Below are 20,142 nucleotides of genomic sequence, written 5' to 3'. Positions count from 1 at the left end.
GTGATCGATATCAGCGAGTCCGTGATGCAGTTCCTCCTGGCGTTTCTCGTCGTCGGCCCGCTCCTCGGTGCCGCCGCCGCTCTCCTGCCGGCTCCGCCCGGACTCAAGGGGACATCACCCGACCAGGCCGTGCTCCGGCACGGCGTGACGGTCACCGGCGCCGTCCTCGTCGCGGCGATCGTCCTCGCGCTCGGCTTCGACCACGACCAGCCGTCGAAGATGCAGGCCACGACCGACATCAGCTGGATCCCCGCACTCGACGTACGAATCCACCTCGGCACCGACGGCATCTCCCTCCCCCTTCTGGTCCTGACCGCGCTGCTCACCTTCCTCAGCGCGCTGTACACCTACTTCAAACCGCCCACGGGCCCGTCCCCGAAGGCATTCGTCGCCCTGCTGCTCGTCCTCGAATCCGGCACCCTCGCGGCCTTCGCCGTCCTGGACCTGATCCTGTTCTTCCTCGCCTTCGAGATGGTCCTGATCCCGATGTACTTCCTCATCGCCCGCTGGGGCGGTGAGGGCCGGGCCGAGGCCGCCTGGAAGTTCATCCTCTACACGCTGCTCGGCTCCGTGGTCATGCTGCTCGGCCTGCTCCTGATCGGAATCACGGCGGGCACATTCGACATGGTGGCACTCGCCACTGACAACGGCCGGTCACTGAGCGTATCCGTGCAGGTCATCGCCGTTCTGGCGATCGGGATCGGGCTCGCGGTCAAGACCCCGATGTGGCCGCTGCACAGCTGGCTGCCCGACGCCCACACCGCCGCCCCCACCGTCGGCTCGGTCCTGCTGGCCGGCGTCCTGCTGAAGATGGGCACCTACGGGTTCGTACGGATCCTGCTCCCCGTCGCACCGGACGGTTTCCGCACCTTCGCTCCCTACCTCGGCGCCTTCGCCGTCGTCGGCATCGTCTACGGGTCCCTCGCCTGCCTGGCCCTCGCCAAGGAAGGCGCCAAGGGCGACCTCAAACGACTCATCGCCTACTCCTCCGTCGGTCACATGGGCTTCGTCCTCCTCGGCATCGCCACCATGACCCCGACCGGCGTCAACGGCGCCCTGTTCGCCAACATCGCCCACGGCCTCGTCACCGGCCTGCTCTTCTTCCTGGTCGGCGCACTCAAGGACCGCACCGGCACCGTCGACCTCGACACCCTGGCCCGCCCGTCCTCTGACCCGCACGCCCCGGCGACCGGCGCCGCCCTCTACGGCAGGGCACCACGCCTCGGCGGGCTGCTCGCCTTCGGCGCCGTCGCTTCCCTCGGCCTGCCCGGCCTCGCCGGATTCTGGGGCGAGATGCTGGCCCTCTTCGGCGCCTTCGAACCCGCCACCGGACTCAGCCGCCCCGCCTTCCTCACCTTCATGTCGATCGGCGCCTTCGGCACCCTGCTGACCGCCGCGTACCTGCTGATCGTGGTCCGCAGGGTCTGCATGGGCGCCGAGCCGCAGCACGCCCCGGCCCTCCCCGACGTCCGCGGCTACGAGTTCGCGGCCTGGACCCCGCTCGTCCTCCTCACCGTCGTCACCGGACTGTGGCCCGGCGCCCTGATCGGACTGACCGACCCGGCCGTGCAGCAGCTCCTCGCAGGAGGCAACCGATGAGCTCCCTCGTCCAGTCCGTCGACTGGCTGGCCATCGCACCGCCCACCATCGCGGCCGTCGTCGGACTCGTCGTCCTCGTCACCGACCTGTTCGTCAGCGAGGCCAGGAAACAGCTGCTCGGCGGACTCGCGGTCGCCGGACTCGCCGCCGCCACGCTCATGCTGCTGCCCCTCCTCGACGCCGACCGCAGCACGTTCTGCCTGGTCGGCGACCCCGGAGTGTGCAGCTACACGGTCGACCGCTTCACCCTCGTCATCCAGTTCCTGGTGCTCGGCGGCGCGCTCCTGACCGCCCTCCTGTCGGCCACCGTCCTCAAGGACGCCGACAAGCGGATCCCCGAGGGCGAGTACTGGTTCCTGCTCCTGTCCTCCGCCGCGGGCGCCGCCCTGCTGCCCGCCGCCCGCGACCTCGCGACCCTCGTCGTCGCCCTGGAGGTCGCCTCCCTGCCGGCCTTCGCCCTGGTCGGCCTCCGCCACGGCGACCGGAAGTCGTCCGAAGCGGCCCTGAAGTTCTTCCTGTCCTCCGTCACCGCCACCGCGGTCAGCCTCCTCGGCGTCAGCTTCCTCTACGCCACCACCGGAACCCTCCACCTCACCCTGATCGCCGAGCGCGTCCAGACCGTCGACGGACAGCTCCACACGCTCGCCCAGACCGGCGTCGTCCTCACCCTCATCGGCTTCGCCTTCAAGACGGCCGCCGTCCCCTTCCACTTCTGGGTGCCCGACACCTACGTCGGAGCCCCCCTGCCCATCGCCGCCTACCTGTCCGTCATCGGCAAGGCGGTCGGCTTCACCGGCCTGATCCTCGTCACCGTCGTCGCCCTCCCGTCGTACGCCGACGTCTGGGGTCCGGCGCTCGCCGTGCTGGCCGCGCTCACCATGACCGTCGGCAACGTCGGTGCCCTCAGACAGCAGGCCACCCGCGCGTACAGCGCGGTACGCCTCCTCGCCTGGTCCTCCGTCGGACAGGCCGGCTACCTCCTGGTGCCGATCGCCGCCGCCGCGTACTCCGGCGACGCCGAGAAGTCGATCGGCTCCACGCTCGCCTACGCCCTCATGTACGGCGCGGTGAACCTCGGAACGTTCGCCGTCGCCGCCCTCGTCGGCCGCACGCGGTCCCTCAACCGGGTCTCCGACTACCGCGGCCTGTACACCTCCGCCCCGCTCACCGCCCTGCTCCTGGCCTTCTTCCTGCTGTGCCTCGCCGGACTCCCGCCCGGCATCATCGGCCTCTTCGCCAAGGTCACCGTCTTCTCCGCGGCCGTCGACGCCGGACTCGGCTGGCTCGCCGTCGTCATGGCCGTCAACGTGGTCATCGCCCTGGTCTACTACCTCCAGTGGACGGCACTGCTGTTCCGCGCCCCCGAGGGCGAACCGGCCGAGCACCGCTTCCCGGTCCCGCTCACCGCCGCGATCACCCTCACCGGAGTCCTCGGCATCGTCCTGTCCGGCGCGCCCCAGCTGATCCTGCGCCTCACCGACACCGCCCTCTTCTGACGTTCCGGGCGCCCGGCGACCGCCGGTTTCGGCCACCGGACCGAGCGGTGAGCACGGCGTCACAGCCGCCGTCACCCGGACGGTTCACACGCGTCACCGCGAGCACGGGGGAACTGGAGACCTTCGCCTGGCGTTGACGAATCAGGGAGGGTCCACTGGACGTGAGGCCAGGACACCCGGGGCCCTTGCAGGTCAGAAGGAAGATCAGCGAACCAGGGTTCCCCCGCCGCACGACTTGGAGGACGTACCGTGCACCGCCGGCACAACGGGCTCAGGACCGCGCTCCTCCTCGGGGGACTGTCCGCACTCATCATCGTCATCGGCAGCTTCTTCGGCCGCACGGGGCTCGTTGTCGCCGTCGTGATCGCTCTGGGCACCAACGCCTACGCGTACTGGAACAGCGACAAGCTCGCCCTGCGCGCGATGCGCGCCCGCCCGGTGAGCGAGTTCGAGGCCCCCGGGCTCTACCGCATGGTCCGCGAACTCTCCACCCAGGCCCGCCAGCCCATGCCACGCCTGTACATCTCCCCGACCGAGGCGCCGAACGCGTTCGCCACCGGCCGCAACCCGCGCAACGCCGCCGTGTGCTGCACCGAAGGCATCCTGCGCCTGCTGGACGAGCGTGAACTGCGCGGCGTCATCGGCCACGAACTCAGCCATGTCCACAACCGCGACATCCTGATCTCCTCGGTCGCCGGAGCCCTGGCCTCCGTGATCATGTTCCTGGTCAACTTCGCCTGGCTGATCCCCATCGGCCGCTCCGACGACGACGACGGCCCCGGCCTCCTCGGCATGCTGCTGCTGATGATCCTGGGCCCGCTCGCCGCCTCCCTCATCCAACTGGCCGTCAGCCGCTCCAGGGAGTACGAGGCCGACGCCTCCGGCGCCCAACTGACCGGCGACCCCCTTGCCCTCGCCAGCGCACTGCGCAAACTGGAACTGGGCACCAAGCAGCTCCCCCTGCCGTCCGAGCCCCGCATCGAGACGGCCAGCCACATGATGATCGCGAACCCGTTCCGCCCGGGGCAGGGAATCACGAAGATGTTCTCCACCCACCCGCCCATGACCGAACGCATCGCCCGACTCGAGAAGATGGCAGGTCGCCCGCAGTGAAGACCATCCTGAACATCATTTGGCTCGTCCTGAGCGGCTTCTGGCTGTTCCTCGGCTACCTGCTCGCGGGCGTCCTCCTGTGCATCACGATCATCGGCATCCCGTTCGGCATCGCCGCTTTCCGGATCGGTGTCTACGCCCTCTGGCCCTTCGGGTACATGGCGGTCGAGCGCCGGGACGCGGGCGCCCCCTCCTGCATCGGGAACGTGCTGTGGCTGGTGCTCGCCGGCTGGTGGCTGGCCCTCGGCCACATCGCCACCGGTATCGCCCTGTGCGTGACGATCATCGGCATCCCGCTCGGCATCGCCAACTTCAAGCTGATCCCCGTCTCGTTGCTCCCGATGGGCCGCGAGATCGTACGGACCGACCAGCCGTTCTCGGCCCGCCTGTAGAGCGGGGAGCGGTAGGGCGGGAAGCGGCACGGCGAGGAGGGGGCCGGACAAGGAAGCGGACCGGATGTCCACAACCCGGAGGTTGTCCACAGGCCGCCCCGAATGTCAGCGCCGGCCCGCATGATGAACGCATGACCGAGTACGAGCAGTTGCTGGCACAAGTGGCGGCCAAGGCCCGCGAGACCCGCCCGTGGGGCCGCTCCGTCCTTCCCGGGCCCGTGGCCGCGGCCACACTGGCCCGAGCCGAAGCCGCCCTCGGATGCGAGCTGCCCCCACTGCTCGCCGAGCTCTACCGGCGGACGGCGGATTCGGTCCCGGGTACGGTCTGCTGCCCCTGCTGGACGGTTCGCCGTCCGACGACGAACCCGCCGCCGTGGCCCAGTACCTGGCCAACCGCGAGAACGGCCGCGAGGATCCCGCCTGGCCCTGGCCCGAGAGCGTGCTGCCGATATCCCACTGGGGCTGCGGGATGTACGCGTGTGTGGACCGCCGTTCCCCGCAGGCCACCGTCCTCCTCTTCGAGCCCAACGCGGACGACTCCCACCACGCCTGGTTCGTCGACGCCCCGAGCCTCGCGGACTGGTTGCGCTCCTGGACCGACGGCACGGGCTGGTACGAGGAGGAGAATGAGGGGACGGACCTCACCCTGTGGACGGACTACTCCCACCGTGTGACAGCGGCGCACACGTCCTGAGCGGCTCCGGCCGGCTGCGGGGCAGTGGCCACTGCCGTACTCGTCGTACCCGCCGTACCCGTGGCATCCGACGTACTCGCCGTCTTCGCCCTGCTGGTGGCTGTCCTACCGCCCGGTGGTCCCCCACCCGCGCCACTGCCGTACCCCGTAGGCCGCCGCGCCCACCGCCAGCACCCCCGCGCCGACGGCCACGGAGACCCCGGGCAGTGAGAACGCCAGGACCAGGCACCCGGCCAGTCCGAGAGCAGGCAGTACCCGGGCCGCCGGCCCCGGACGAAGCGTCCAGGCCGACGCGTTGGCCACCGCGTAGTACGCCAGCACCCCGAAGGAGGAGAACCCGATCGCACCCCGCACATCCACCGTCGCGGCCAGGACGGCGACCACCACTCCCACGGCCAGCTCCGCCCGGTGCGGCACCTGGAACCGGGGATGGACGGCGGCCAGGGCGCCCGGCAGATGCCGGTCCCGGGCCATGGCCAGCGTGGTCCGTGAGACGCCCAGGATCAGGGCGAGCAGTGATCCCAGCGCGGCCGCGGCCGCCCCCACCCGTACCACCGGCGTCAGCTCCCCGACCCCGGCCGCCCGCACCGCGTCGGCCAGCGGCGCGCCGGCGTCACCGAGTCCCTCCGCCCCCAGCACCGAAAGGACGGCGATCGCGACAGCCGCGTACACGACCAGCGCGATACCCAGCGCCAGCGGGATCGCGCGCGGGATGGTGCGTGCCGGATCCCGCACCTCCTCACCGAGGGTCGCGATCCGGGCGTAGCCGGCGAAGGCGAAGAACAGCAGGCCGGCCGCCTGGAGCACCCCGCCCACGCCGCCCGACGCCCCGGCGGTCAGGCGCCCGGCATCGGCCTGCCCCGAGGTCAGGGACACGACCACCACGAAAGCGAGGACGGCCAGGACCACGGTCACGATCACCCGGGTCAGCCACGCCGACTTCTGCACACCGCCGTAGTTCACCGCGGTCAGCGCCACGACGGCGGCGACCGCCACGGCGTGGGCCTGCCCCGGCCAGACGTACGCGCCGACGGTGAGCGCCATCGCCGCACAGGAGGCGGTCTTACCGACCACGAACGCCCAGCCCGCGAGGTAACCCCAGAACTCCCCCAGCCGTTCCCGCCCGTAGACGTAGGTGCCACCGGAGGCCGGATACAGGGCGGCGAGGCGGGCCGAGGACGTGGCGTTGCAGTAGGCGACCACGGCGGCGACCGCCAGCCCGAGGAGCAGCCCGGATCCTGCCGCCTGCGCGGCGGGCGCCAGGGCGGCGAAGATCCCGGCCCCCACCATGGAGCCGAGACCGATGATGACGGCGTCGCCCACGCCGAGCGTGCGGCGCAGTTCGGAACCGGAGTGGGTGCTCATGAAGTCGCACCCTACTGATCACGGCAACCGCCACATATCCGGATGTCGTCCTGCATACCAAGACAGCACGAACACCCGGATCGGACGCACCGGCCGGAGCAGGTGAGAGCACGGAGCGAGAGGGCAGGGTTCACGGTATGACGATCATCAGCTGGATCATTCTGGGGCTGTTGGCCGGAGCGATCGCGAAGTTCCTGCTCCCGGGCCGAGACCCGGGCGGCTTCATCGGCACGACCCTGATCGGTGTCGCCGGTGCGTTCATCGGTGGCTGGATATCGGCCCGCTGGCTCGACCACCCGATCACCAGGGACTTCTACGACGGTGCCACCTGGGCCGCCGCGATCGGCGGCTCACTGGTCCTCCTGGTCGCGTACCGCCTCCTGTTCGGCCACTCACGCGACTGACCGCGCTCCGGAGACCCGCCCCACGGGCGAGGAGGGCGGGCGCACCAAGGCGCCCCCGCCCTCCTCACACACGCGGTGCGCGAGACGCACGCGTCGCCCACGGACGTCACCGGCGAGAGCCCACGCCCGCCCTCACCCCACGCCCGTGACCCTTCCGCCTAGCGGTAGTTGATGAACTGCAGGGCGAAGTCGAAGTCCTGTCCCTTGAGCAGGGCGATGACGGCCTGCAGGTCGTCACGGCTCTTGGAGCTGACCCGCAGTTCCTCGCCCTGCACCTGGGCCTTCACACCCTTGGGGCCCTCGTCGCGGATGAGCTTCGCCACCTTCTTCGCGTTCTCCTGGGAGATGCCCTCCTGGATCGACGCGAAGATCTTGTACTCCTTGCCCGAGAGCTGCGGCTCACCGGCGTCCAGGGCCTTCAGCGAGATGCCCCGCTTGATCAGCTTGGACTGGAAGACGTCGAGGACGGCCTTCACCCGGTCCTCGGAGTTCGCCTCCAGGAGGATCTTCTCCCCGGACCACGAGATCGAGGCACCCACGCCCTTGAAGTCGTAGCGCTGCGAGATCTCCTTGGCGGCCTGGTTGAGGGCGTTGTCGACCTCCTGCCGCTCGACCTTCGAGACGATGTCGAAACTGGAGTCGGCCATGTCCTGTGGCTCCTTGTATCAGGGTCCGTATCGGGCCGCGATCGGGCTGCGACCCGGATGCGTACCGGCTACCGGCATACGTGGGCGGCCCTCGGGCCCGGCATCGGTCCCGGGCCGCCATCCGCACAAGCCTAGTCACCCCCCGGGCCTCCGGGCGGCGATCAATCGGGTGGCGAAGCACCCCTGCTCATCAGGTATCGTTTACGTCGTTGCCACGGAGCGCCACCGCAAGGCGGTTCGAGGCGGCAACCTTGGCGGTGTGCCCGAGCGGCCAAAGGGAGCAGACTGTAAATCTGCCGGCTCAGCCTTCCCAGGTTCGAATCCTGGCGCCGCCACAAGGGAAGACCCCCTCTGCACCGCGGGAACGCGGTGCAGAGGGGGTCTTCGGCTTATGGGGTGTGCTGTGGGGCGAGGGGCGGGGGACACTGGCGCCATGTCGTCCCGTCGTAGGCAGTGCCCCGAGTGCCGTCGTGAGATCGCCGTCGTGGCCGGGCGGTACGCACGTCACGATCCGCCCGGCGCCCGGGGGAGCGGGGAACTCACCTCGTGCGCGGGGTCCCGCCGACACGCCGGGCTCGGTGCCGGGCAGCCCGCGCTGGACGGATACGCCGTACCGGAGTTCCCGGGACAGATGCCGCTGTTCTAGCCGCCCCGGGAAGCCTGCCGGCGGCTGAGCGGCTCAGTTGCCGGCGACCGACTTCACCGCCACCGAGACCGGTACGGGCCCGCTGATCAGTTCCAGGGTCAGGCCCGCTGTCGCGGCGTTCTCCACCAGCTCCGCCAGGACGGCGGCCACGTCGTCCCGGGGGATCGGGCCGCGATCGGTGTGCGCCTCCAGCCGGACCAGGCCGGTGCCGGCTTCGTCGGTGAGCATGCCGGGGCGCAGGATCGTCCAGTCGAGGGCGTCCAGGCCGCGCACGTACGCGTCGGCCTCGCCCTTCGCGCGCTGGTACACGTCGAAGACCTCGTCCCCCTCGTGGGCGGGGTCCGCGCCCATGGAGGAGACGACCACGAACCGCCGTACGCCCGCACGGACCGCGGCGTCGGCGAAGAGGACCGCCGCGGCCTTGTCCACCGTCTCCTTGCGTGCCGCGCCGCTGCCCGGACCGGCGCCCGCGGCGAACACCGCGGCGTCCGCGCCCCGGAGTTGCTCGGCGACCTCCTCCACCGACGCCGACTCCAGGTCGAGTACGACCGGTTCGGCACCGAGTTGCCGCAGCGCGTCGGCCTGTTCGGGCTTGCGGATGATGCCCGCCACTTCGTCCCCGCGCGCGGCGAGCAACCGCTCCAGCCGCAGTGCGATCTGACCATGACCACCAGCGATGACAATGCGCATGCCTTCGACCGTACGCCGTGACGATCGCATCCGCCCGCGACGTACCGAACACGGCCTCCTGAGCGCGGCGGGCCGAGCGCGGCGGGCCTACGGCCTACAGCGTCTCACCACGTCCCTGCCGGGGCAGCCCCCGTCCCGGCTCCATGGGAGGTGCCGTCGTCGGACCGCAGTACTCGCGTACCGCGCTCGTGCGGGTCACCACGCGTCCTCGGTGCACCACGATCCGGCTGTACGCCAGTGACAGAGCCGCCGGCAGCCGGTCGCCGCGGACCGCGAGGAGCTCGGCCGGGAAACCCGCCTCCACCCGTACCTCGGGGAGCCCCAGGGCCGCCCGTGCCGAGGTGCTCACCGCGTCGTAGGCGTCCTCGGGGGACAGCCCGTGACGGGAGGCCAGCAGGTACGCCGCCTCCAGCGGGTCGCCTCGGCCGACCGGGTTCGACACGTCCCGCAGGGCACCGCTTCCGGCCACCACCCGGACGCCCGCCGAGCGCAGCAGCCGCACGGGAGCCGTGCCCCGGCGGTCGACGCTGCCGCAGCCGCCCTGCGGCAGGCACACCACGGTCACCCCGGCCGCCGCCAGTTGGTCCGCGGTCCGCGAGGCCGCTTCGGCGGACAGCCGTCCGAGGCCGCCGCACGGGCTGAGCGTCACCCCCGGCCGCAGCCCGCCCGCCATCGCCGCGAGCCGGGCCAGGCGGGCGGGGTCGGCGGTGTCGGTGTGCAGGTCGACGGGGACGCCGTGCTCGGCGGCGACCTCCAGGACCGCCTCCACGTACCCCGTGGGATCGGGGTCGAGGTCCGGACAGCCGCCCACCACCGACGCGCCCATCTTCACCGCGTCCCGCAGCATCGCGAGCCCGTCCGCTCCGGCCGCCCCGGTCAGCACGCGAGGCATCGCCGCCGTCGTCAGCTCGGTCAGCCCGCGCAGCGCGTGTTCGACCTGCAGTACGGCGGTCAGCGCGCCGAGCCCGGTCACGTCGTCCACGCGCACATGTGCCCGCAGCGCCGTCGCCCCGTGCCCGAGCTGGAGCAGTGCGGCCTCCGTCGCCCGGCGCCGGACGTCCTGGGGCTCGTAGGAGACGGGGCCGTCGGCGTCGGCGGAGAGGGCGGTGTCGGCGTGGCTGTGCGGCTCGGCGGGGGCAGGGAGGAGCAGATGGCCGGCGAGATCGACCCGGGTGCCGCCCCCGCGGGCGGCGTCCAGGGCCAGGCTGCCGGCCGTACCGACCGCCTCGATGCGTCCGCCGCCCAGCCGCACGTCCACGGTCCGGCCGTCGGTGAGCCGCGCGCCGCACAGCAGGAGCGGCTCCGGGCCGGTCGGGCCACAGGAGGACGAGGGCGACGAGGGGGGCGGCGGCTGAGGCCGGCTGTCGGGCATCGCGCTCCTGGGGCTCGGACTGCGAGCGGTTGTCGCAGGATCACACAGAGAGAAGATCACGCAGAGTGAGTCGAGCCTAGGGCGGTGGCCCGCCCCTCGCCGGGAGGAGCGCAATAGTCGTACCGGCGTGGTCGGGTGGGGGCTGCTTCGCTCGCGGGAAGGGCGCGCCACAGGATGGGACAGGGGCCGCGAAACGGATTTGGGTGAACGGCGGCGGAGCGTGTAATGTCTTCATCGCTCGCCCCAATAGCTCAGTCGGCAGAGCGTCTCCATGGTAAGGAGAAGGTCAACGGTTCGATTCCGTTTTGGGGCTCTGGTGTGTGAGGTTCCCGTCGCGAGACGGGGCCCGATCGCATCGCAGCGGTGTAGCTCAGTCGGTAGAGCAAGCGGCTCATAATCGCTGTGTCACCGGTTCAAGTCCGGTCACCGCTACATACAGTAGCCGATTGCGGGGTCGGTCCTTCGGTCGGCTACTCTTTTCTGTGTTCAATCGTCTATCCGTTCGTCAAGGAGCACTCACGTGGCTGCCACCGACGTCCGCCCGAAGATCACGCTGGCCTGCGTGGAGTGCAAGGAGCGGAACTACATCACCAAGAAGAACCGGCGTAACAACCCGGACCGACTTGAGATGAAGAAGCACTGCCCGCGTTGCAATGCGCACACCGCGCACCGCGAAACGCGATAAATCAGGCTCGTACGCGAGGCCGTCCCCGTTGTCAGGGGGCGGCCTCGCGTCGTTCTGCTCACCGGCCGACCGTGGCCGTACCCATTCAGGCCGACCAGGGCCGGACCAGACACAGGAGGTACCGCGCGCATGGCGCTCGACCAGTCCTTCGTGGGGCGGAGCTACCCGCCCACCGATCCCTATGAGGTGGGCCGGGAGAAGATCCGCGAGTTCGCCGAAGCAGTGGGCGACGCCAATCCGGCGTACACGGACGCGGAGGCCGCCAAGGCGCTCGGCCACCCCGATGTGATCGCCCCGCCGACCTTTGTGTTCGCGATCACCTTCAAGGCCGCCGGCGAGGTCGTCGCCGATCCCCGGCTCGGTCTGGACTACAGCAGGGTGGTGCACGGCGACCAGAGGTTCGCCTACCGCCGCCCGGTGCGCGCCGGAGACCGGCTCACCGTGACCTCGACCATCGAGGCGGTCAAGTCGATGGCGGGCAACGACATCCTGGACATCCGCGGCGAGGTGCACGACGAGGCCGGCGAGCACGTCGTGACCGCCTGGACCAAGCTGGTGGCCCGTGCCGCCGAGGAGGCGTGAGCAGCATCATGACGGCGAAGATCTCCTACGCCGACGTCGAGGTCGGCACCGAGCTGCCCGCACAGACGTTCCCCGTGACCCGGGCCACCCTCGTCCAGTACGCGGGTGCCTCCGGTGACTTCAACCCCATTCACTGGAACGAGAAGTTCGCCAAGGAGGTCGGCCTGCCCGACGTCATCGGGCACGGCATGTTCACCATGGCCGAGGCGATCCGCGTGGTCACCGACTGGGTGGGCGACCCGGGTGCGGTCGTCGAGTACGGCGTTCGCTTCACCCGGCCGGTCGTCGTCCCCAACGACGAACAGGGTGCCGTCATCGAGGTCAGCGGCAAAGTCGCGGCCAAGCTCGACGAGCACGAGCGCACGGTCCGTGTCGACCTCACGGCGACCAGCGCCGGGCAGAAGGTGCTGGGGATGTCCCGGGCGGTCGTACGACTCGCCTGACCCGCAGGTCTCCGAGCCCCGCAGATCCCGGGTCCCACCGGTTCCTGAGTCCCGCAGGCCCTCGAGCAAGGGGCGTTCTCCACGGAGGACGCCCCTTGTGTCGTCCTGGGTGCGCGGCACCACGGAGCCCGCCGTTCCGGTTCCTTCCGCCGAGTCTCACCTCTTGACGTAGTTAGTGAGTGAGTACTAACTTCGCTGCATGGTCAGGATGAGTGCGGAGGAGCGGCGCGAGAGCATCGTCCGCGCGGCGAGCGCCGAGTTCGCCCGCGGCGGCTACCACGGCACGTCGACCGAGGCGATCGCCCGGCGGGTCGGCGTCTCGCAGCCGTATCTCTTCCGGCTCTTCCCGGGCAAGAAGGCCATCTTCCTGGCCGCGGCGGAGCGCTGCGTGGCGGACACCATCCGCATGTTCACGGAGGCGTCCGAGGGGCTGGAGGGCGAGGCGGCCCTGCACGCCATGGCGAGCGCCTACACGCGGACCATCGCGGAACGCCCCGAGCTGCTGATGATGCAGATGCAGATGTACCTCGCGGTGGCGGCCGCCGAGCAGGAGGGCGACCACGAGTTCGGCGAGACGGTCCGTGCCGGTTGGCTGCGGCTGTGGGACGTCGTCCACCTCGCGCTGGGAGCCGACGTCGGCGAGACGACGGATTTCATGGCGCACGGCATGCTCATCAACTGTCTGGCCGCCATGGGGTTCCCGGCCGGGCACCGGGTCTGGGAAGGGCTCGATCCGTCGGCGCTGCTCAGGGACGCGCCGGAGGGATAGCGGAGGGGGGAGGGGCGGGAGGCCGGCGCCGCCTTTTCATGAGCACGAAAGTTAGTCATCAATAACTAACAAGATCATCCCCTGGGGGCGATGACACAGATGACACGACAGACCACCGCACGCGACGGGACGGCCGTCTGGGCCCTCGTCATCACCAGCGTCGCCGGCTTCATGGCGGCCCTCGACAACCTCGTCGTCACCACCGCCCTGCCCTCCATCCGCGAGGACCTGGGCGGCGCCCTGCACGACCTGGAATGGACCGTGAGCGCCTACACGCTCACCTTCGCCGTCCTGCTGATGTTCGGTGCGGCCCTCGGCGACCGCTTCGGCCGCCGCCGGCTCTTCATCGCCGGAATCACCGTCTTCACCGCGGCCTCCGCCGCAGCGGCCATGGCACCCGGCATCGACTCCCTGATCGCCGCCCGCGCGGTGCAGGGCGCCGGCGCCGCGGTCATGATGCCCCTCACCCTCACCCTGCTCACGGCGGCCGTGCCCGAAGCCCGGCGCGGCACGGCGTACGGCATCTGGGGTGCCGTGCACGGCCTCGCCGTGGCCTCGGGGCCACTGGTCGGCGGCAGCCTCACCGAGCACATCTCCTGGCAGTGGATCTTCTGGCTGAACGTCCCGCTCGGCCTGGCCCTCATCCCGCTGGCCCGCCTGCGCCTCGCCGAGTCCCACGGCACCGGAGCCCCGCTCGACCTGCCCGGCACCCTGCTCGCCGGTGGCGGCCTCTTCGGCATCGTCTACGGCCTGGTCCGCGGGCCCGTCGACGGCTGGACCGGCACCGTCGTCCTGACCGGCCTGTTCACCGGGACGGCACTGCTCGTCGGCTTCGTCCACCACGGCGTCCGGGCCAAGAACCCCATGCTGCCGATGCGGCTGTTCCGCTCCCGCGCCTTCTCCGGCATCAACGCGGCGAGCCTGCTGATGTTCCTCGGCATGTTCGGCTCGATCTTCCTGCTCAGCCAGTACATGCAGGGCGTACTCGGCTACTCGCCCACCGAGGCGGGCCTGCGGATGCTGCCCTGGACCGGCATGCCGATGCTCGTCGCCCCGATCGCCGGCCTCCTCTCCGACCGCGTCGGCGGCCGTCCGGTCGTCGCCACGGGCCTGTTCCTGCAGGCGCTCGGCCTCGCCCACCTCGCGGTGGTGGCGACGGCCGACGCCTCCTATGCCGCCCAGCTGCCCGCCCTGGTCGTCAGCGGCATCGGCATGGCGCTGTACTTCGCCCCGGCCGCCAACCTGATGATGTCCAGCGTCCGCCCGAAGGAACAGGGCATCGCCTCCGGAGCCCACAACGCCCTGCGCGAGGTGGGCGGCGTACTCGGCATCGCGATCATGGCGTCGATCTTCGCGGGCCGGGGCGGCTACGAGTCCGGCCAGGCCTTCGTCGACGGCATGCGGCCGGCGCTGGTCACCGGCGCCGCGGCAGTCGCCCTCGCGGGCATCGCGACCCTGTTCATACCGGGCCGCAGGCCCGCCGCCCCCCGCCCGCCCTCGGCCGCTCCGACGCCGGAGACGGCGCTGGAAACGGCCTCCTGAACACCCCGAAGCGCCACGCACCCGCGCACCCGCGCCCACTCCCACCACGGAAGGACCCGGCCATGCCCACCCTCCCCTGGACCGTCCCGAACACCCCGCCGCCCCACATCGACGTGCACGTCTTCGCCTCCCGCTTCGAGACCCGCACCCTCTGGGGAGCCCTGCGCTTCCTCCTCAGGACGCCCGGAGTGTGGCGGCAGGTCAGCAGGGCTCCCGGCGCGTACGGAGCCGCCTTGAAGGCGGAGCCGCTGCGCCGGACCTTCTGGACCCTGTCCGCCTGGGAGTCCGAGAAGGCCCTCGGCGAGTTCGCCCGTACCGGCCCGCACGGGCCGACCGCCCGAGGGCTCGCCGCACAGATGCGCGGCGCCGAGTTCGCCGGCTGGACCGCGAAGAGCGAGGACCTCCCCGTCGACTGGACCGAGGTGCGGCGCCGCCTCTCCTGAAGACACGCGAAGGCACGCGTGTGAAGGCACGCGCGTGCCCACCGCCCCCGCCGGCCCGTTCCGGCGGGGGCCTTAGTCTTGAGCCCGTGCAGGAACTCCACGACGCCCCCCTCGCCCCGCTGACCACGTTCCGCCTGGGCGGACCCGCGACCAGGCTGGTCACCGCGACGACCGACGACGAGGTGATCGCCGTCGTCCGCCAGGCCGACGCCGACGGCACGCCCCTGCTGCTCATCGGCGGCGGCTCGAACCTGGTCGTCGGCGACAAGGGCTTCGACGGCACCGCGCTCGTCGTCGCCACCCAGGGCGTCACCCTCGACGGCACCCGCCTGGAACTGGCGGCGGGTGAGGTGTGGACCGACGCCGTCGCCCGCACCGTGGAGGCCGGACTGGCCGGCATCGAATGCCTGGCCGGCATCCCCGGCTCGGCGGGCGCGACCCCGATCCAGAACGTCGGCGCGTACGGCCAGGAAGTCTCCTCCACGATCACCGAGGTGGTCGCCTACGACCGCACCACCGGTGAGACGGTCACCCTGGCCAACGAGGAGTGCGCCTTCTCCTACCGCCACAGCCGCTTCAAGGCCCACCCCGAGCGCTACGTCGTCCTGCGGGTCCGCTTCGACCTGGAGGACGCCGGCGGCCTCTCCGGTCCCGTGAAGTACGCCGAGACGGCCCGCGCCCTCGGCGTGGAACAGGGCGACCGCGTCCCCCTGGCCGCGGCCCGCGAGACGGTGCTGGGGCTCCGCGCGGGCAAGGGCATGGTCCTGGACCCCGCGGACCACGACACCTGGTCGGCCGGCTCCTTCTTCACCAACCCCATCCTGACCACGGCGGAGTTCACGGCCTTCCGGACCCGGGCGCGGCAGCTCCTCGGCCCCGGCACGGAGCCCCCCGCGTACCCCGCGGGCGAGGGCCGCACCAAGACCTCCGCCGCCTGGCTGATCGACAAGGCCGGCTTCACCAAGGGCTACGGCGACGGCCCGGCCCGCATCTCCACCAAGCACACCCTCGCCCTCACCAACCGCGGCCACGCGACCACCGAGGACCTCCTGACCCTCGCCCGCGAGGTCGTGGCCGGCGTCCACCGGACCTTCGGCATCACCCTCACCAACGAGCCGGTGACCGTGGGCGTCACCCTCTGACCGCCGGCCCCCTCAGCCAGGGCCCCTCCGCCGCGCCCTCATGTCCCCGGCCCCACCAGCCACGCGTCGATCCCCGCCAGCAGCTCAGCCTTGACGTCCTCCGGTGCCACTGACCCCCGCACCGACTGCCGCGCCAGCTCCGCCAGCTCCGCGTCCGTGAACCCGTGGTACCGGCGCGCGATCTCGTACTGCGCCGCCAGCCGCGAGCCGAACAGCAACGGATCGTCCGCCCCCAGCGCGAGCGGCACGCCCGCCTCGAACAGCCGCCGCAACGGCACGTCCCCCGGCTTCTCGTACACCCCCAGCGCCACATTCGACGCCGGGCACACCTCGCACGTCACCTGCCGGTCCGCGAGCCGCTGCAGCAGCCGAGGGTCCTCCGCCGCCCGCACCCCGTGCCCGATCCGGTCGGCCTCCAGGTCGTCCAGGCAGTCGCGCACGGACGCGGGTCCGGTCAGCTCACCCCCGTGCGGCGCCGACAGCAGCCCGCCGTCGCGCGCGATGGCGAACGCCCGGTCGAAGTCCCGGGCCATTCCGCGCCGCTCGTCGTTGGACAGGCCGAACCCGACGACCCCCCGGTCGGCGTACCGCACCGCCAGCCGGGCCAGCGTGCGCGCGTCCAGGTGGTGCTTCATCCGGTTCGCGGCGACCAGCACCCTGATCCCGAGCCCGGTGTCCCGCCGCGCCACGTCCACCGCGTCCAGGATGATCTCCAGCGCCGGAATCAGCCCGCCCAGCCGCGGTGCGTACGACGTGGGGTCCACCTGGATCTCCAGCCAGCCCGAGCCGTCCTTCAGGTCCTCCTCCGCCGCCTCCAGCACCAGCCGGTAGATGTCCTCCGGCTCCCTCAGGCAGGAGCGGGCGGCGTCGTACAGCCGCTGGAACCGGAACCAGCCCCGCTCGTCCGTGGCCCGCAGACTCGGTGGTTCCCCGCTGGTCAGCGCCTCGGTCAGCGTCTCGGGGAGGCGCACGCCGTACTTGTCGGCCAGCTCCAGCACGGTGGCGGGCCGCATCGACCCGGTGAAGTGCAGGTGCAGGTGGGCTTTCGGCAGCAGGGAGACATCACGTACACGTTCCATTCCAGGATGGTGCCGCACGTCCCGGCAGCCCCGGTAGCGCTTTCCCTGAACGTGGTCTTGCTCGCACACGAGCCCTAGTGAACGGAAGCGGGCCGCCTCCCGCGAGGGGAGGCGGCCCGCCGGGGCAACCGCGGTGGGTGGGTTCAGTCCCGTGCCTCCGCCAGCAGCTTCTGGATCCGGCTCACGCCCTCCACCAGGTCCTCGTCGCCCAGCGCGTAGGACAACCGCAGGTACCCCGGGGTGCCGAAGGCCTCACCGGGTACGACCGCGACCTCGACCTCCTCCAGGATGAGCGCGGCCAGTTCGACGGAGTTCTGCGGCCGCTTGCCCCGGATCTCCTTGCCGATCAGGGCCTTCACCGACGGGTAGGCGTAGAACGCGCCCTCGGGCTCCGGGCAGACCACGCCGTCGATCTCGTTGAGCATCCGCACGATGGTCCGGCGCCGGCGGTCGAAGGCCTCACGCATCGTGGCGACCGCGTCCAGGGAGCCGGAGACCGCGGCCAGCGCCGCCACCTGGGCGACGTTGGACACGTTCGACGTGGCGTGGGACTGGAGGTTGGTCGCCGCCTTCACGACGTCCTTCGGGCCGATGATCCAGCCGACCCGCCAGCCGGTCATCGCGTACGTCTTGGCGACGCCGTTGACCACGATGCACTTGTCCCGCAGCTCGGGCAGGACGGCGGGCAGCGAGGTGAAGACGGCGTCGCCGTAGACCAGGTGCTCGTAGATCTCGTCGGTCAGCACCCACAGCCCGTGCTCGACCGCCCAGCGGCCGATCGCCTCGGCGTCCTCGGCGCTGTAGACCGCGCCGGTGGGGTTGGAGGGGGAGACGAACAGGACGACCTTGGTCCTCTCCGTCCGCGCGGCCTCCAGCTGCTCCACGCTGACCCGGTAGCCGGTCGTCTCGTCGGCGACGACCTCGACCGGGACACCGCCGGCCAGCCGGATCGACTCCGGGTACGTCGTCCAGTACGGCGCCGGGACGATGACCTCGTCCCCCGGGTCGAGGATCGCGGCGAAGGCCTCGTAGATGGCCTGCTTGCCGCCGTTGGTGACGAGGACCTGCGCGGGGTCCACCTCGTAGCCGGAGTCGCGCAGCGTCTTCGCGGCGATCGCGGCCTTCAGCTCGGGCAGTCCGCCGGCCGGCGTGTACCGGTGGTACTTCGGGTTCCTGCACGCCTCGATCGCGGCGTCGACGATGTAGTCCGGAGTCGGGAAGTCGGGTTCACCGGCGCCGAAGCCGATCACCGGACGCCCGGCGGCCTTGAGGGCTTTGGCCTTGGCGTCCACGGCGAGGGTGGCGGACTCGGAGATCGCACCGACGCGGGCGGAGACCCGGCGCTCGGTGGGAGGGGTTGCAGCGCTCATGGACCCATCGTTCCAGACCGGAAACCCACCCGGCACGGGGGTTTCACGGACTGAACAGGTACCGGTAAACCGCTGAACACCAGTCCGTATCCGTTCTTCCGGAGCCCCGCGGCCTGGACGATCTTGCATCGGAAGACCCGTCACGGGCGCTTTCTGTTCGACGCCCGGCGCCGGAACACGTACACTCACACCTCGTTGGCCTTCTCCGGCCGCGCTCGCCGGGTGCACACCAAGCATCCGTGTGAATGCGGTACGTTGGGGGACACACAAAGGGTCGTAGCTCAATTGGTAGAGCACTGGTCTCCAAAACCAGCGGTTGGGGGTTCGAGTCCCTCCGGCCCTGCTGCACACACCTCAGCCAGGATGTGTACGCATGTACGTACAGCAATGCATCGCCGTGCGGCTCATACCGGGCGCGGCACGGCCACGACCCGGAATCAGGTGAGGACGAGTGACGGACGCCGTGGGCTCCATCGACATGCCTGATGCCGAGGACGATACGCCGGACGCCAGGAAGAAGAACCGCAGGGGCGGCAAGCGGGCCAAGAAGGGCCCACTGAAGCGTCTCGCGCTCTTCTACCGGCAGATTGTGGCGGAGCTTCGTAAGGTCGTCTGGCCGACCCGTAGCCAGTTGTCGTCGTACACCACCGCAGTGATCATCTTCGTGGTCTTCATGATCGGCCTGGTCACTTTGTTCGACTACGGTTTCGGTCACGCCGCCAAGTACGTCTTCGGCTGAGCCGCCAGCGAAGAGCGCCGAGGTACCCGGCGCTCATTTTCGCGTGTTCCACCCCTATGTATCCAGGAAGAAGCAGCCACCGTGTCTGACCCGAACGTGAACGACGCCGTTGAGCCTCGCGGCGAAGGGGCCGAGTCCGTCGAGGACGAGCTCGACGCCGTCGAGGACGCGGACAGCGAGGTCTCCGGGACCTCCGCCGAGGTCGAGGCTGCCGACGCCGCCGCGGACGAGACCGAGGAAGCCGACGCCGCCGGGGAGACCGACGGAACCGAGGAAGCCGCCGGGGAGGTCGAGGACGTCCGTGACCCGGTGGAGAAGCTCCGCGAGGAACTGCGGGCACTGCCCGGCGAGTGGTACGTCATCCACACCTACGCGGGCTACGAGAAGCGCGTGAAGGCCAACCTGGAGCAGCGGGCCGTCTCGCTCAACGTCGAGGACCTCGTCTATCAGGCCGAGGTGCCCGAGGAAGAGATCGTCCAGATCAAGAACGGCGAGCGTAAGACGGTCAAGCAGAACAAGCTGCCCGGCTACGTCCTGGTCCGCATGGACCTCACCGACCAGTCCTGGGGCGCGGTGCGTCACACGCCGGGTGTCACGGGCTTCGTCGGTGACGCCTTCAACCCGTACCCGTTGACCCTGGACGAGATCGTCAAGATGCTGGCCCCGGAGGCCGAGGAGAAGGCCGCCCGTGAGGCCGCCGAGGCCGAGGGCAAGCCGGTTCCGCAGCGCAAGGTCGAGGTCCAGGTGCTGGACTTCGAGGTCGGCGACTCGGTCACCGTCACCGACGGTCCGTTCGCCACGCTCCAGGCGACCATCAACGAGATCAACCCGGACTCCAAGAAGGTCAAGGGCCTGGTGGAGATCTTCGGCCGCGAGACGCCGGTCGAGCTCTCCTTCGACCAGATCCAGAAGAACTGACCCACCCCGAAC

Annotated in this window: 21 protein-coding genes, 4 tRNA genes and 1 pseudogene; 20 read left to right on the top strand and 6 right to left on the bottom strand. The window is 70.8% G+C overall.

The window, feature by feature from the left end:
• The 5 genes and pseudogenes from PYS65_RS15125 (at position 1) to PYS65_RS15105 (ending at position 5,294) form a co-directional block, all read left to right on the top strand.
• The gene (locus PYS65_RS15125) at positions 1–1,599 is read left to right on the top strand and encodes a complex I subunit 4 family protein (RefSeq protein WP_279334476.1); all 1,599 of its coding nucleotides are present in this window, start codon (positions 1–3) and stop codon (positions 1,597–1,599) included.
• Positions 1,596–3,095, top strand: a complete 1,500-nt coding sequence (locus PYS65_RS15120; RefSeq protein WP_279334475.1) for an NADH-quinone oxidoreductase subunit N — start codon at positions 1,596–1,598, stop codon at positions 3,093–3,095. The genes PYS65_RS15125 and PYS65_RS15120 overlap by 4 nt, the downstream gene beginning before the upstream one ends.
• Positions 3,096–3,344: 249 nt before the next feature.
• Entirely contained in the window at positions 3,345–4,208 is an 864-nt protein-coding gene (htpX, locus tag PYS65_RS15115; protein ID WP_279334474.1) for a zinc metalloprotease HtpX, read from the top strand.
• The gene (locus tag PYS65_RS15110) at positions 4,205–4,600 is read left to right on the top strand and encodes a YccF domain-containing protein (RefSeq protein WP_279334473.1); all 396 of its coding nucleotides are present in this window, start codon (positions 4,205–4,207) and stop codon (positions 4,598–4,600) included. Before htpX ends, PYS65_RS15110 begins: the two co-directional genes overlap by 4 nt.
• Positions 4,601–4,731: 131 nt before the next feature.
• Positions 4,732–5,294 (top strand): annotated as a pseudogene (locus tag PYS65_RS15105) (SMI1/KNR4 family protein).
• A gap of 105 nt (positions 5,295–5,399) precedes the next feature.
• Here the strand turns inward: PYS65_RS15105 and PYS65_RS15100 are convergent.
• The gene (locus tag PYS65_RS15100) at positions 5,400–6,659 is read right to left on the bottom strand and encodes an APC family permease (protein ID WP_279334472.1); all 1,260 of its coding nucleotides are present in this window, start codon (positions 6,657–6,659) and stop codon (positions 5,400–5,402) included.
• Positions 6,660–6,796: 137 nt separating this feature from the next.
• On the opposite strand from PYS65_RS15100, the gene PYS65_RS15095 reads away from it, so the two are divergent.
• The gene (locus tag PYS65_RS15095; protein WP_279334471.1) at positions 6,797–7,063 is read left to right on the top strand and encodes a GlsB/YeaQ/YmgE family stress response membrane protein; all 267 of its coding nucleotides are present in this window, start codon (positions 6,797–6,799) and stop codon (positions 7,061–7,063) included.
• Positions 7,064–7,221: 158 nt separating this feature from the next.
• On the opposite strand, the gene PYS65_RS15090 is transcribed toward PYS65_RS15095, so the two are convergent.
• Positions 7,222–7,710: a YajQ family cyclic di-GMP-binding protein gene (locus tag PYS65_RS15090; RefSeq protein ID WP_279334470.1), complete on the bottom strand. Its 489-nt coding sequence runs from the start codon at positions 7,708–7,710 to the stop codon at positions 7,222–7,224.
• A gap of 253 nt (positions 7,711–7,963) precedes the next feature.
• Here PYS65_RS15090 and PYS65_RS15085 point away from each other — a divergent pair.
• Both PYS65_RS15085 and PYS65_RS15080 read left to right on the top strand, forming a co-directional pair.
• Positions 7,964–8,045, top strand: a tRNA-Tyr gene (locus PYS65_RS15085).
• 98 nt (positions 8,046–8,143) lie between these two features.
• On the top strand, positions 8,144–8,356 hold the full coding sequence (locus PYS65_RS15080; protein ID WP_279334469.1) for a hypothetical protein: 213 nt from the start codon (positions 8,144–8,146) through the stop codon (positions 8,354–8,356).
• Between the two features lie 33 nt (positions 8,357–8,389).
• Here the strand turns inward: PYS65_RS15080 and PYS65_RS15075 are convergent, their stop codons facing one another.
• Positions 8,390–9,046, bottom strand: coding sequence for an NAD(P)H-binding protein (locus PYS65_RS15075; RefSeq protein WP_279334468.1), 657 nt, complete (start codon positions 9,044–9,046; stop codon positions 8,390–8,392).
• A 94-nt stretch (positions 9,047–9,140) separates the two neighbouring features.
• Positions 9,141–10,418, bottom strand: a complete 1,278-nt coding sequence (locus tag PYS65_RS15070; RefSeq protein ID WP_279334467.1) for an amidohydrolase family protein — start codon at positions 10,416–10,418, stop codon at positions 9,141–9,143.
• Between the two features lie 240 nt (positions 10,419–10,658).
• Between PYS65_RS15070 and PYS65_RS15065 the strand changes: the two genes are divergently transcribed.
• The 9 genes from PYS65_RS15065 (at position 10,659) to PYS65_RS15025 (ending at position 16,024) form a co-directional block, all read left to right on the top strand.
• Positions 10,659–10,731: transfer RNA gene (locus PYS65_RS15065), tRNA-Thr, on the top strand.
• 46 nt (positions 10,732–10,777) lie between these two features.
• Positions 10,778–10,850, top strand: a tRNA-Met gene (locus tag PYS65_RS15060).
• An 88-nt stretch (positions 10,851–10,938) separates the two neighbouring features.
• The gene (gene rpmG, locus PYS65_RS15055) at positions 10,939–11,103 is read left to right on the top strand and encodes a 50S ribosomal protein L33 (RefSeq protein WP_003948671.1); all 165 of its coding nucleotides are present in this window, start codon (positions 10,939–10,941) and stop codon (positions 11,101–11,103) included.
• Between the two features lie 129 nt (positions 11,104–11,232).
• Positions 11,233–11,685 carry a MaoC family dehydratase N-terminal domain-containing protein gene (locus PYS65_RS15050; protein WP_279334466.1) on the top strand — a complete coding sequence of 151 codons (453 nt, stop codon included), beginning with the start codon at positions 11,233–11,235 and terminating at the stop codon, positions 11,683–11,685.
• 8 nt (positions 11,686–11,693) lie between these two features.
• A complete protein-coding gene (locus PYS65_RS15045; RefSeq protein WP_279337957.1) occupies positions 11,694–12,128 on the top strand; it encodes a MaoC family dehydratase in 435 nt (144 codons plus the stop codon).
• A gap of 199 nt (positions 12,129–12,327) precedes the next feature.
• Positions 12,328–12,897 carry a TetR/AcrR family transcriptional regulator gene (locus PYS65_RS15040; protein WP_279334465.1) on the top strand — a complete coding sequence of 190 codons (570 nt, stop codon included), beginning with the start codon at positions 12,328–12,330 and terminating at the stop codon, positions 12,895–12,897.
• Between the two features lie 99 nt (positions 12,898–12,996).
• Positions 12,997–14,439: an MFS transporter gene (locus PYS65_RS15035; RefSeq protein ID WP_279337956.1), complete on the top strand. Its 1,443-nt coding sequence runs from the start codon at positions 12,997–12,999 to the stop codon at positions 14,437–14,439.
• Between the two features lie 62 nt (positions 14,440–14,501).
• Positions 14,502–14,882, top strand: a complete 381-nt coding sequence (locus PYS65_RS15030) for a DUF3291 domain-containing protein (RefSeq protein ID WP_279334464.1) — start codon at positions 14,502–14,504, stop codon at positions 14,880–14,882.
• A gap of 86 nt (positions 14,883–14,968) precedes the next feature.
• Positions 14,969–16,024, top strand: a complete 1,056-nt coding sequence (locus tag PYS65_RS15025; RefSeq protein ID WP_279334463.1) for a UDP-N-acetylmuramate dehydrogenase — start codon at positions 14,969–14,971, stop codon at positions 16,022–16,024.
• 38 nt (positions 16,025–16,062) lie between these two features.
• On the opposite strand, the gene PYS65_RS15020 is transcribed toward PYS65_RS15025, so the two are convergent.
• Positions 16,063–17,103, bottom strand: coding sequence for an adenosine deaminase (locus tag PYS65_RS15020; RefSeq protein ID WP_279334462.1), 1,041 nt, complete (start codon positions 17,101–17,103; stop codon positions 16,063–16,065).
• A gap of 143 nt (positions 17,104–17,246) precedes the next feature.
• Positions 17,247–18,473 carry a pyridoxal phosphate-dependent aminotransferase gene (locus PYS65_RS15015; protein WP_279334461.1) on the bottom strand — a complete coding sequence of 409 codons (1,227 nt, stop codon included), beginning with the start codon at positions 18,471–18,473 and terminating at the stop codon, positions 17,247–17,249.
• A 270-nt stretch (positions 18,474–18,743) separates the two neighbouring features.
• Here PYS65_RS15015 and PYS65_RS15010 point away from each other — a divergent pair.
• The 3 genes from PYS65_RS15010 (at position 18,744) to nusG (ending at position 20,130) form a co-directional block, all read left to right on the top strand.
• Positions 18,744–18,816 (top strand) — tRNA-Trp (locus PYS65_RS15010).
• Positions 18,817–18,924: 108 nt separating this feature from the next.
• On the top strand, positions 18,925–19,212 hold the full coding sequence (secE, locus tag PYS65_RS15005; RefSeq protein WP_279334460.1) for a preprotein translocase subunit SecE: 288 nt from the start codon (positions 18,925–18,927) through the stop codon (positions 19,210–19,212).
• 81 nt (positions 19,213–19,293) lie between these two features.
• Positions 19,294–20,130 (top strand): transcription termination/antitermination protein NusG, encoded by an 837-nt coding sequence (gene nusG, locus PYS65_RS15000; RefSeq protein ID WP_279334459.1) that lies wholly within the window; start codon positions 19,294–19,296, stop codon positions 20,128–20,130.
• Positions 20,131–20,142: the final 12 nt, after the last annotated feature.

The organism is Streptomyces cathayae (assembly GCF_029760955.1).
GTDB lineage: Bacteria > Actinomycetota > Actinomycetes > Streptomycetales > Streptomycetaceae > Streptomyces > Streptomyces cathayae.
This window is presented reverse-complemented; position numbering and strand designations above follow the sequence as displayed.